The sequence below is a fragment of the Halarcobacter sp. genome (assembly GCF_963675975.1).
Taxonomy (GTDB): domain Bacteria; phylum Campylobacterota; class Campylobacteria; order Campylobacterales; family Arcobacteraceae; genus Halarcobacter.
This window is the reverse complement of record NZ_OY780939.1, coordinates 1,113,972-1,125,749: the sequence shown is the minus strand read 5'-3', so window position 1 is coordinate 1,125,749 and position 11,778 is coordinate 1,113,972. Positions and strand designations below refer to the sequence as shown.

Sequence of the window (11,778 nt, the reverse complement as noted above, 5' to 3'; positions counted from 1 at the left end):
AAAATTTAGGAGAACAAATGAAAAAATTCGCAAAAATGAGTTTAGTAGCTGCATTAGCTGTTGCTGGAACTACTGCTTCTGCACAACCTTTAACTGAAGCTATTAAAAACGTAGACGTATCTGGGTCTGTTGTATATAGATATAACGATTACAATGATGATTATTCATCAACAAACAGTAACTTCTCTCAGTCAACTAATAACTATAAAATTGGTTTAACTGCAAAAGCAAAAGTTAATGATGATGTTACTGCAGTAACTAGATTTCTTGTAACTGCTGATGCAGACAATGGTCTTACTTCACTTGATACTCAAAATGGTGGAGATGGTCAAGTTAGCGTTGTATTATCAAACGTTTACTTCTCATACACTGGATTAGCTAACACTACAATCAATGTAGGTAAACAAGGTTTAGGTACTCCATGGACTGTAGCTATTGATGCTGACTCTGAAGAGCAAACTGGTACTGGTATCTTAGCTTTAACTAACGTTGGACCTGTTACTTTAGCTGGTGGATACTTCAACCAAACTAACTTAGCAGCTTCTTCAAAAGCAAAAATCAATGGTGCTGTTAGTGTAGGTGGATTATTAGATTCTTCTGATGATATCTATACTTTAGCTGCTATAGCAAATATTGGACCTGTTGCAATTGATGCATGGTATTTAGATATGGATAATACTTTTGACACTTTCACAATTGGTGCAAAAGCTAAATTTGATTTAGATGCAGTTAACTTAGGAATTGAAGGTAGATATACTTCTTTAGATCTTGATGATTTATTAGATCCAGCTGATACTGATAATGCATTATACAAATTAGTTCTTACTGCAAAAGCAGGAATTTTTAATGCTAAATTAGCTTACATCGCAACTGATGAAGAAGGTGGTTTAGTAGCATTAGATAATGATGCGAAAACTGCATACCAAACATGGAACATGAATGCAAACGGTTATGCTGATGCTGATATGTATAACGTTGTATTTGGTGTACAAGCTTTACCTTCATTACATATCTCTGCTAACTATTCTAACATGGAATATGGTGCAGGTGACGCAGAACAAGAAGAATTATATGCACAATTTGTATATAAAATGTCTAAAAACTTCTCTACATACGTAAGATATGGTAAATATACTGCTGATAATGCAGCTGGTATAGAAACTACTGACGATATGAGAGGAAGACTTCAAGTTCAATACTCTTTCTAATATAAAATTAGAATCGTACTAAACTCATAAAGGTTAGGGACTTAGTCTCTAGCCTTTTTTTATTTAAAAAAAGAATTTATATGATATAATATTTTTTTTAATTTAAAAGGATATTATATATGAAAATACTGACTTCTTTGTTAACTTTAGGATTAATTACTGCTTCATCATTAAGTGCTCAAACAACAATGTGTTTTAAAGAAAACCATACGTCAATGTCAACTATAGAATCAATAGCTTTAGATGGTGGAGAATGTTCTTCTAACAAAAGTGTTCAAGATATGAAAAACGATGGCTGGAGTGTAGAAGATATTAAAATAGAAAAAACTACTAATGGCTCAAATTATATATACATATTTAAAAAAGATGAAAATAATAGTAGCTCTTTAGACCAAGATGCTTTAGAACAAAGAATATTAAAAAAACTTGAAGAAAGAAAAAAAGCTGAAATACAAATAAAAAAACAAGAAACACTTCAAAGAATGTCAAAAAGTGGTAAAAAATTATATATAGAAAAATGTCAAAGCTGTCATGGGGAAAAAGCTGATGAGATATATGGTACATCTAGAGCTTTAGACACTCTTGACTTAAGTGAGTTCCAATTAACTATGAGAGATTATATATTAGGTGAGTATGATAGAGGTCAAGCTATGATTATGAGACCATATGCAACAGCAATCGATTCAAGAGATATAAAAAATATCTATTCTTATATCCAATCACTAAAAAAACCTGAAGTAGAAAAAAATGAAGAGGAATCTAAGTAATTTATGGATGCTTATGAATACTCAGAACTTTTAAAACTTTTAAATAAAAAATTAGAAAATATAGAAAATATATTAAAACCTAAAGAGCTTTCTTCAAGACTTAAAGAGATTGAAGAGCTTGAAGCTGACCAAAACTTCTGGAATGATGTGTATACTGCAACAAAAATAGGTATTGAAAAAAATAGATTATTATCTAAATTTACAAAATTTAACAAAGCAAATGATGCATTAAGTGGTACTAATGAACTTTATGAAATGGCTATTGAAGAGAATGATGAAGAAACAATTGAGATGTTATACGAAGAATCATCAGATTTAGAAGAGTTAATTAGAAGTACTGAAATCTCAGTAATGCTGAGTAATCCTGATGATGCATCAAATGCAATTGTTTCAATACACCCAGGTGCAGGTGGTACTGAATCACAAGATTGGGCTTCTATTCTTTACAGAATGTATTTAAGATGGGCTGAAAGACAAAATTTTAAAGTTGAATTATTAGATTACCAAGATGGGGAAGAAGCAGGTATAAAAGATGTTTCTTTTATAATCAAAGGTGAAAATGCATATGGATACTTAAAAGCTGAAAATGGTATCCATCGATTAGTACGTATCTCACCATTTGACTCAAATGCAAAAAGACATACTTCCTTTGCATCTGTAATGGTAAGTCCAGAGATAGATGATAATATTGATATAGAAATAGAAGATAAAGATATTAGAATTGATACTTATAGAGCAAGTGGAGCTGGTGGTCAACATGTTAATAAAACAGAATCAGCTATTAGAATCACTCATATTGAAAGTGGGATAGTAGTTCAATGTCAAAATGACAGATCTCAACATAAAAATAAAGCAAGTGCTATGAAAATGTTAAAGTCTAGACTTTACGAACTAGAATTAGAAAAACAAAAAGCTTTAACTGATGGAATAGAAAAGAGTGAAATCGGTTGGGGACACCAAATTAGATCTTACGTTTTACAACCTTATCAACAAGTAAAAGACACAAGAAGTAATATCGGCTATTCTAATGTAGATGCTATATTAGATGGAGATATCACCAAAATCATAGAAGATGTTTTAATTTCTCAATCAAAATAAAAAAAATGTATATTTTTTTTACAATAGATTTAATAATTTTTTAATAATTTTAATGTATAATTGTGGTTACTTTAACACAAAAAGGAACAAAATGACTAAATTTACAAAAATGAGTTTAATCGCAGCGTTAGCGTTAGCGGGTACAACTGCATCTGCGCAACCATTAACTGAGGCAATTAAAAATGTTGATGTATCTGGTACAGTTGCATACAGATATAATGATTATGAAGATCAAGCAAAAGGAAGTAAAGCTGCTTCACCTGCAAGTGATAGTGCTACTAACAACTATAAAATAGCTGTAAATCTTAAATCTAAAGTAAATGATGATATCACTGCTAACACTAGATTTATTATTGGATCTGGATTTGGTAATGATGCAATCGGATTAGGAACATCAAATGATGGTGATGGACAAGTTAACGTTACTCTTTCTGAAGTAAACTTTACTTATACAGGTGTACAAGGTTTATCAGTAACTGTTGGTAAACAAGGAATTGCTACTCCATGGACTGTAGCTAGAGATGCTATGGGTGATGAGCAAACTGGTACTGGTATCGTTGCTGCTTACACATTTGGACCTGCTACTTTAGTTGGTGCATACTTTAACCAAACTAACTTTGATCAATCTGAGTTAGGTGCTTATAGTGAAAATGACATTTATGTAATTGGTGCAATGGCTTCATTTGCAGGTGTTAGTGCAGACGCATTCTATGCTGACTTAGATGATGTATTTGATGCATATACTGTTGGTTTAAGTGGATCATTTGACTTAGGTGCTGTTAAATTATCTCCATTCGCTAGATACTCTTCTTTAGATTTAGAAGGTACAACTCTTGATAATGCTTTATGGCAATTAGGATTAAGTGCTGATATCGGAATGTTCTCTGGTTTTGTTGCTTATGGTGAATCTGATGATGAAGGTGGTTTAGTATATATTGATTCTGGTGCTACTACAAATATGGATTACCACTGGAGAGTAACAGCTGATGGTTCTGCTGATACTGAATACTTATATGTTCATGCAACTGCTGACGTAACAGACAAATTAAGCTTAGGTGTTTACTATTCTGAAGCTGATTATAAAACTGCATCTGATGTTGATGAAGTTTATGCTCAAATTGGATACAAAATGTCTAAAAACTTCTCTACTTACGTAAGATTCGGTGAATTAAATGTTGACAACTCTGAAGAAGATGGAAACATGGGAAGAGTTCACGTACAATACTCTTTCTAATATAAACTTATTTAGTTTAGTTCAAAAAGGTTAGAGTTTTACTCTAGCCTTTTTTTATGCCTAAAAAATATAAAACGATTAACTTAGAATTTAAAATGAAAATGAAAACGAATTTTTGATTTATTTTTGTATATAAATCTAAGAAAGAACTTTAGAAGTTTTTCTTAAATTTATAAAATTTAGTAGAACAATAAAATATTAACATATTTTTTTATGATGTAAATATCTTTTTTGTTTACAAAATATCCAATAGCAAAATTTATCTATTGCACGTTGTTTTGTAGATGCAATACTGACATGTTTGAAGATTTTCACACTTATCGAAATTTACATTTTCTGTTTTAAAATTTGAAAAAACATTAGTCAATAGTTCTAATTTTTCATCTAATACAATCTCATCTTTTAACTGCATCTCATACAAATCATAATAAAATGTTTTTATTTTATCTGTTTTATAAAGCTTGTTTACAGCAATATAATAAAACTCCAACTGAAAGTCTGTAGCCTTCTCATATCCCCTTTTAGAATCAACTTTTAAATTACTACTTGTTTTATAATCTATAACAAGATATGTATCGTTGTATTTATCTATTCTATCAATAGTTCCCCTAAGCTTAATCCCATTATATTCTAATAAAAAACTTTCTTCCAATGAAACAATATTTATACCAGTATCAAGTCTTTTTTTCTCTTTTTCTACAAAATCTATTAATCTCTTTTTCCATATCTCAAGATCAAGATTTAAAAAACTATTATCACTTCTGTTTTTATTGAATATGTCAATCAATACATCATAGGTATGATTATTTTGCTTATAATACTCCTCTAATGTGTTATGAACTATATTACCCAACTCATACCCTTTAGGTTTTAAAGAGATATCATGCTCTTTAATTTTAAGAATATGATTTAAATAAAATTTTCTTTTACACTCTAAAAACTCCTTTAAAGAACTTGCACTCCAAGTTAATGAAGATAGATCTATATCAACTTCAATATTTTCATTAAAATGCTCTATTTTCATATTATTGTATAATATGTGTTTATAGTTATTATCATATAAAATATCTTCTATTTTTTCAGGAAATATTAAATTGGCAAATCTTGAAATTTGGTCATTATCATTTTTTAAATAAGAGATATAAACATTATTTGTATTTGATATTAATTTTTGGTAATAGTATTTTTGTAAATTTTCTCTATCTGTAGCGGTGGGCAAATTTGCTTTTCTTTTTAAATTTGTTGATAAGAATTTATCCTTCAAACTTCTTTTAGGAATTAAACTCTCATTAAAATCACATATTATAATAGCATCAAAACTAATCATACGGCTTTCTAATAGCCCCATAACGGTTATTTTTCCTGAATTAATATCATCTAGGCTTATTTTACATAAACGTTGATATATAAGCTTATATGCTTCTTTTAAAGTGATTTTATCTCCATATGAGAATATTATTTTATATAACTTATATACTAACTCATTAAACTTTTCTATTAATTCTTTATTACTCTCTTTTGATAATAAAAATTCAATAATATCTTCAAAAATTTTTACAGTAATATTGTTATTCCAATTAGATTTAAAAAGCTTATCTATAAAAAGTTTATCACACTCTAAAAACTCTAGATTTTTTATATTTTTTAACTCATCTTCATTTAAATAATTATATATAGCATCTGCAATCCTATACATATTAGTAGTGTAAATATTTAACCCCATAGCGTAATTAAAATATTTTTCACTATCAAAAAGAGATATTGAACTGGTAAAAGATTCATCTGGCAATATCAATGCTATTTTTGATGAATCAATACCATTATTTACTAAATCAACTATAGATTTTTTTATAAAAGCTATTTGATTAATTCTAGAACTAAATCCTTTAAGTACTAAATTATCAGTTTTTGATTCAATTATGTTTTTATACAGTATATTTTTATTAGAAAAATCTATTTTATACTTATTATTAATCTCTAGATCAAAGCCTATTTCAATAAATTTTTCAATTGACTTTTGGTTATATTCATTATATATAAATTCGATAATTAAATTAGTATTTTTAGATATGTCTTTTACTATCTCAAATTCAAATTTAGTAAAATATCCTTCGAAATATAATTCAATTTCGTCATATCTATTTATAAATTCACTATTTATTTTGTAATATTTATGAAAATTTATTCTATCAACAAAGTTTTCCCTATCTAAGATATTTAAAAAATTTATTTGGATCTGTTTTAATATCTCTAAATGTTCACTGTAAAATCCGTATGTATCAATACTATTTAAAGTATTTATATCAACACTTTCACTTGCCAATTCTAGGAAAAATCTATATATATAGTCACTTTGTTTTATAAAATAAGAAAAACTGGATGATATGCCTAAAGCTTCAAGATTTACATCTTTTACAGCTTCTTTTAAATATAAAAATCTTTCATCTTCATCTAAATATTTTTTATTTTCAAAAAGTAAAGATTTTTTAAAAAGTTCATCAATTGTAATTATTGAAGGTAAGAGAATATTTTCCTCTTTTTGAGAGTTTACATATTCTCTTATGGCCCTAGAAGTAGGGAAAACTAATAGTTTAGTTCTAGATTGCATTTGATTTTATATAAAAATATCCTGAATCTTGGTTAATTTCTACACTACCTGTAATGTTCCAATTACCTTTATATGGTAATTCAAACGTAGCTTCATAGCCATCTTGTGTAAAATTAAAATCTTGAGAATTTAAGTTTATAGTATGACTATCATTAGTTGGTACAGTAACCATAAGTTTTATATTTAAATTTTTTAAAACTTTTTCACTATTTTTATCTGATATAGTAATTTTTATACTGTTTTTACCAAATATAAATAGATCCTTATGTTTAGATTTCAACTCAATTGCTCTTTGAGCTAAAAACATATCAGCATAAGTTAAAGGGAAAACTTTTCCATTAATTGTAAGAGTAAAATCATATTTTTTTTCAAAATTAATATTTGATGTTGCAATTTTATTATAATCTCTATCAATATCATGATAAGAACTTAAAAAACTTTTATCATCGTGTACTGGAACTTTACTTGCAGATTTAATTGTCCAAATAATCATTGAAAATGCAAATGAAAATATTGCAATAAAAAAAAGTGGCCAATAATTTCTCTTCTTCATATTTTAACGTCCTATTTTTTTCTTTTTAGTACAGCAAAAGTATAAAGCAAAATCCCAACTACCACAAGTGTATACATAAATACTTTCCAAATAGTTCCAGCAACTTTACCTGAGTTACCTATACTACTTTCAAGTTTTACATTTTTAGATTCTGCAAGATTATCTGCAATTGCAGCATAACCATTTAGTATAGCGGCACTAGCTTTTGCAAATAAAGAATTTTTATCTTTTGAAGCAAGTAATGGTACTACATAGTCGTTTAAAATATCATTTTTATCTATAACATCTTTTAGTTCTGAAGATACAATTAAATTTACATGAGTATCATCTAATGCAATTGTAAAAAGAACATAAGGTTTAACTAAATCTTTAGTGATTTTAGTTTCATACTCTTTTATATATTTAATTTTATCTTGTGTTGAAATATCTTCATTTAAATTTAGAGATTTATTAGCATAAACATAAATATTTACACCAAGTTTTGTTTGAGATTCATTACCAATTTGTTCAATTTTTTCAATTGCTCTTTGGTCAATTATTCCACCATCATTTAAGATGAATTTGCTTGCGTATATATTTGTAGATAAAAAAAGTAGCAACGAAACCGCTGCTACTTTTAAAAAGTTATAATTTCTCATTAACCAACAAACACTCTTGTAGAATCAAAGAAACCTAAGTATACAGATACTACTGCCATAACACCCATTAAAACCCAAATAATTTTATCCATAATCTACTCCTTATTTTCCAATTAACTCATATTGTTTATGGTTATCAGGACTATTAGCTTCTAAACCGTTTAGGTCTTGATTAATTTTATAAAAATTTTGAGCTTCATTTTGTTGTACAATTACAGCATTGTATCCTAATACGACTAAAATAGTTAGAAGTAAAACTACTGCAATTAACATACCTGTAATACCATGTACTAGAGAAAATAATCCTCTTTCATTGTCGTTCATTTCTGTATTTCCAGCCATAATTACTCTCCTATACTTCTAATGTAAGCAGCAAGTGCTTTCTCTTGTGTTGGATTAAGTCTACCTTTGAAGCTTGGCATTTCACCAATATGACCTTTTTTACCATTAGTTAATACTGATAATACTAACGCATCATCATATTCTCTAATATTTGGACCAACATAAGCCATACCTTTACCATCTACACCGTGACATCCAGCACAAACTGCAAAAGCAGCTGGTTGTTCACCTTGGAATCCACCAGCAACATATGAAGAAACTGCATCAATATCAGCTTGCTCAGTTAACATCATAGGTGGCATACCAGCAGGATATGCATCTTTTAAGTTATTTGAACCATTTTTAATAACATACTCAACAGATTCTTTAGAGATTCTTTGTGTTAAGTTTTGTGCTTTTCCATTGATACCTTCAGCATCAACTCCATGACAAGGTGCACATTGTACTAAAAATACTGATTGACCCATTGCAGTAAGTGTTTCTTCAGATGGATTTTCCCATTTTGAAACAAATTTTGCATTGTAATCATTTACTTCTTCATTGTACTGACCAATTTGAGAGAAACCATTTGTTGGATAACCAACAGTCCAGTACCATAGTAACCAAACCATTGTTCCAATAAATGCAAGTCCCCATCCAGTAGGAATTGGGTTTTTATACTCACCAATACCATCCCATTTTTCTTCAGCTAATTCACCACTAGCTGTATCATTTTTAATTTGATTTACATATTTAAGCGCAACAAAAACAGTAATAGTGATAATTGCAATAGCACCTAAAAATGTTAAACTATTAATATAATCACCGCTGTCAAAAGCATCACCTGCAACAATGTAAGTTCCTGCTATTAAAGCGATGATAAGAATAATTCCACCTATAACCATAGATTTCATCTTATTTCTCCTTCTCTTTATTCTCTTTTTCTTCTTTTCTTTTTTCGAGAGGATCAGAAGAAGCTGTATCATCATGTACTATATTTGAATATTTTTCAAAATCCCTTTCACCTTTTCTCTGCCTTTTATAGATAGAATAAGCGTAAGAATAAAATATAATAAATACTGCCAAGATTAGGAAAAACTTCGCATAACCTTGGAACGTAAGTAAAGCTTCTTGATCCATTTTAACCTCTTATTTTAAAGAATTTAAATATGCAATTAATGCAACAATTTGAGGAACTTGACCGTTTGCTACGGCATCTTTTACAGCTTGATTTTTCATATCAGCAGCAATAGCTTTAGCTTCTTCTTTAGCTTTAGCGATAGCTGACTCATAATCACCTAACTCAACATCAACTTTTCCATCACCATCTAAATCTACATCATATGGTGTATTAAATACAGTTTTAACTGTATAAGCTTCAGCATATGCAGTATCTAAGTCTGCCATGTTAGAGAACATGTGCGGATATGCTGGCATAATTGATCCAGGAACAACTGACGCTGGTTCCATCATGTGATTTTCATGCCAATCTGTAGTTCTATAATTACCAACTCTCATTAAGTCTGGACCAGTTCTTTTTGATCCCCATAAGAATGGTCTATCATATGCGTATTCACCAGATAATGAATACATACCATATCTGTCAGTTTCTGACTTGAATGGTCTAATTAATTGTGAGTGACAAGCATTACAAGAATCTTTAATATAAACATGTCTACCCGCTAACTCTAATAAACTGTATGGTTTTGTACCAACAGTAGGTCTTGATTGTTTTGCAAAATCAGGAATTACTTCAACAATACCTGCAAATGCAACGAATATAAATAACAGTACCGAAAAGAAAAACGGTCTTTGTTCAAACCAATGAAACATAATAAACCTCCTTCTTATGCTGCTACTGGCGAAGCATTTACTGGTTCTTTATCAAGCACTCTACCTGCAGTTGCAGTTTTGTACATGTTGTATGCGAACATAAAGAATCCAATTAGGTATAATAACCCACCAACAGCTCTAATTGTATAGTATGGATGTAAAACAGTTACTGTATCAATAAAAGAGTAAACTAATGAACCATATTCGTCATAAGCTCTCCACATCATACCTTGTGTAATACCTGCAATCCACATAGACGTAAAGTATAAAACAATACCAGTTGTTTGTAACCAGAATTGTGTATCTAATAATGATTTAGAATAAATCTCTCTTCCATACATTCTTGGTGCCATATGGAATAGTGCTGACATAATCATAAATACAACCCATCCTAAAACACCATCGTGAACGTGACCTGGAATCCAATCAGTAAAGTGAGCAATTGCGTTAACTGATTTAATTGATTGAATAGGACCTTCAATTGTTGATAACATATAGAATGTTGAAGCTAATACCATAAATTTAATTAGTGTATTAGTTTGTAATTGTTGCCACTCACCTTTCATAGTTAAAAGCATATTAATAGCAGATCCCCATGATGGTAAAATTAAAACAACTGACATTACAGAACCCATAGTTTGCATCCAGTCTGGAACTGTTGAATAAATCAAGTGGTGTCCACCAGCCCATAAATATACAAACATTAATCCCCAGAATGCTAAGATAGATAACTTATAAGAGTAAACATTTTGTCCAGACTCTTTTGGTAAGAAATAATAAATCATAGCAATAATTGGTGTAGTAAATACGAATGCAACCGCATTGTGTCCATACCACCATTGAACTAAGGCATCATTTGTTCCTGCATACATAGATACAGAGTGAATCCATGAACCATAACCAGATACTAACATAGTTGGAACTTCTAAGTTATTAAATAAGTGTAACATTGCAACAGCTATGAAACATGCAATGTAATACCATAAAGAGATATATAATGTTCTCTCTCTTCTAATACCAATTAGTCCAAATATTCCAATACCCCATAATACCCAGAAAACAACAACAAGAATATCTAAAGGCCATTCAATTTCAGCATACTCTTTTGATGTAGTAATACCTGCAAATAGTGTAACTACAGCTAAAAGAATAGTAATAAAATAAACTAAAAAGTGTAGTTTACCTACTGCTAATAAAAATGGTGACTCTTTTAGAGATACTTTTAATACTCTTTGACCTACATAATACCATGTAGCAAAGATACCACTCATAGTAAAACCAAATGCAACACCATTAGTGTGTAAAGGTCTTAATCTACTGAAAGTACCATACTCCCCAGCTAAATTATTTAACTCAGGAAATGCTAGTTGAAACGCAAGTACAACACCTAACGTTAAACCAATGATACCAAACAGAATTGTTGCAAATGTAAACGCTTTTGCAATTGAGTAATCATACTCGATTCGTGCACCGTTTTGCATCAATCTCCTCCTACTAATTTTTTTACAAGTCACTTTT

At 29.5% G+C, this 11,778-nt stretch carries 12 protein-coding genes; 4 read left to right on the top strand and 8 right to left on the bottom strand.

Annotated elements, in window-relative coordinates; all coding sequences use genetic code 11:
- Positions 1-17 precede the first annotated feature (17 nt).
- The 4 genes from ACKU3H_RS05585 to ACKU3H_RS05570 all read left to right on the top strand — a co-directional run bounded on the left by ACKU3H_RS05585 (position 18) and on the right by ACKU3H_RS05570 (position 4,307).
- A complete protein-coding gene (locus ACKU3H_RS05585) occupies positions 18-1,208 on the top strand; it encodes a major outer membrane protein (protein ID WP_320035988.1) in 1,191 nt (396 codons plus the stop codon).
- Positions 1,209-1,327: 119 nt separating this feature from the next.
- On the top strand, positions 1,328-1,975 hold the full coding sequence (locus ACKU3H_RS05580; protein WP_320035987.1) for a cytochrome c: 648 nt from the start codon (positions 1,328-1,330) through the stop codon (positions 1,973-1,975).
- Positions 1,976-1,978: 3 nt separating this feature from the next.
- Complete coding sequence (prfB, locus tag ACKU3H_RS05575; RefSeq protein WP_320035986.1) at positions 1,979-3,073, top strand: peptide chain release factor 2; 1,095 nt, start codon at positions 1,979-1,981, stop codon at positions 3,071-3,073.
- 91 nt (positions 3,074-3,164) lie between these two features.
- Positions 3,165-4,307 (top strand): porin, encoded by a 1,143-nt coding sequence (locus ACKU3H_RS05570; RefSeq protein WP_320035985.1) that lies wholly within the window; start codon positions 3,165-3,167, stop codon positions 4,305-4,307.
- 259 nt (positions 4,308-4,566) lie between these two features.
- Here ACKU3H_RS05570 and ACKU3H_RS05565 read toward each other — a convergent pair whose 3' ends face one another.
- The 8 genes from ACKU3H_RS05565 to ccoN form a co-directional block, all read right to left on the bottom strand.
- Positions 4,567-6,915 (bottom strand): PD-(D/E)XK nuclease family protein, encoded by a 2,349-nt coding sequence (locus ACKU3H_RS05565; protein WP_320035984.1) that lies wholly within the window; start codon positions 6,913-6,915, stop codon positions 4,567-4,569.
- On the bottom strand, positions 6,905-7,468 hold the full coding sequence (locus ACKU3H_RS05560) for a hypothetical protein (RefSeq protein ID WP_320035983.1): 564 nt from the start codon (positions 7,466-7,468) through the stop codon (positions 6,905-6,907). Before ACKU3H_RS05560 ends, ACKU3H_RS05565 begins: the two co-directional genes overlap by 11 nt.
- A gap of 11 nt (positions 7,469-7,479) precedes the next feature.
- Complete coding sequence (locus tag ACKU3H_RS05555; RefSeq protein ID WP_320035982.1) at positions 7,480-8,106, bottom strand: hypothetical protein; 627 nt, start codon at positions 8,104-8,106, stop codon at positions 7,480-7,482.
- Between the two features lie 102 nt (positions 8,107-8,208).
- The gene (locus ACKU3H_RS05550) at positions 8,209-8,448 is read right to left on the bottom strand and encodes a DUF4006 family protein (protein ID WP_320035981.1); all 240 of its coding nucleotides are present in this window, start codon (positions 8,446-8,448) and stop codon (positions 8,209-8,211) included.
- Between the two features lie 2 nt (positions 8,449-8,450).
- Positions 8,451-9,341, bottom strand: coding sequence for a c-type cytochrome (locus ACKU3H_RS05545; protein WP_320035980.1), 891 nt, complete (start codon positions 9,339-9,341; stop codon positions 8,451-8,453).
- A 1-nt stretch (position 9,342) separates the two neighbouring features.
- Positions 9,343-9,567: a CcoQ/FixQ family Cbb3-type cytochrome c oxidase assembly chaperone gene (locus tag ACKU3H_RS05540; protein ID WP_320035979.1), complete on the bottom strand. Its 225-nt coding sequence runs from the start codon at positions 9,565-9,567 to the stop codon at positions 9,343-9,345.
- Between the two features lie 9 nt (positions 9,568-9,576).
- Positions 9,577-10,260, bottom strand: coding sequence for a cytochrome-c oxidase, cbb3-type subunit II (gene ccoO, locus ACKU3H_RS05535; RefSeq protein ID WP_320035978.1), 684 nt, complete (start codon positions 10,258-10,260; stop codon positions 9,577-9,579).
- A 14-nt stretch (positions 10,261-10,274) separates the two neighbouring features.
- Entirely contained in the window at positions 10,275-11,741 is a 1,467-nt protein-coding gene (ccoN, locus tag ACKU3H_RS05530) for a cytochrome-c oxidase, cbb3-type subunit I (RefSeq protein WP_320035977.1), read from the bottom strand.
- Positions 11,742-11,778: the final 37 nt, after the last annotated feature.

Coding starts and splice junctions, on each gene's coding strand:
- ACKU3H_RS05585 (WP_320035988.1), top strand. CDS start 18: ATGAAAAAATTCGCAAAAATGAGTTTAGTAGCTGCATTAGCTGTTGCT.
- ACKU3H_RS05580 (WP_320035987.1), top strand. CDS start 1,328: ATGAAAATACTGACTTCTTTGTTAACTTTAGGATTAATTACTGCTTCA.
- prfB (WP_320035986.1), top strand. CDS start 1,979: ATGGATGCTTATGAATACTCAGAACTTTTAAAACTTTTAAATAAAAAA.
- ACKU3H_RS05570 (WP_320035985.1), top strand. CDS start 3,165: ATGACTAAATTTACAAAAATGAGTTTAATCGCAGCGTTAGCGTTAGCG.
- ACKU3H_RS05565 (WP_320035984.1), bottom strand. CDS start 6,915: ATGCAATCTAGAACTAAACTATTAGTTTTCCCTACTTCTAGGGCCATA.
- ACKU3H_RS05560 (WP_320035983.1), bottom strand. CDS start 7,468: ATGAAGAAGAGAAATTATTGGCCACTTTTTTTTATTGCAATATTTTCA.
- ACKU3H_RS05555 (WP_320035982.1), bottom strand. CDS start 8,106: ATGAGAAATTATAACTTTTTAAAAGTAGCAGCGGTTTCGTTGCTACTT.
- ACKU3H_RS05550 (WP_320035981.1), bottom strand. CDS start 8,448: ATGGCTGGAAATACAGAAATGAACGACAATGAAAGAGGATTATTTTCT.
- ACKU3H_RS05545 (WP_320035980.1), bottom strand. CDS start 9,341: ATGAAATCTATGGTTATAGGTGGAATTATTCTTATCATCGCTTTAATA.
- ACKU3H_RS05540 (WP_320035979.1), bottom strand. CDS start 9,567: ATGGATCAAGAAGCTTTACTTACGTTCCAAGGTTATGCGAAGTTTTTC.
- ccoO (WP_320035978.1), bottom strand. CDS start 10,260: ATGTTTCATTGGTTTGAACAAAGACCGTTTTTCTTTTCGGTACTGTTA.
- ccoN (WP_320035977.1), bottom strand. CDS start 11,741: ATGCAAAACGGTGCACGAATCGAGTATGATTACTCAATTGCAAAAGCG.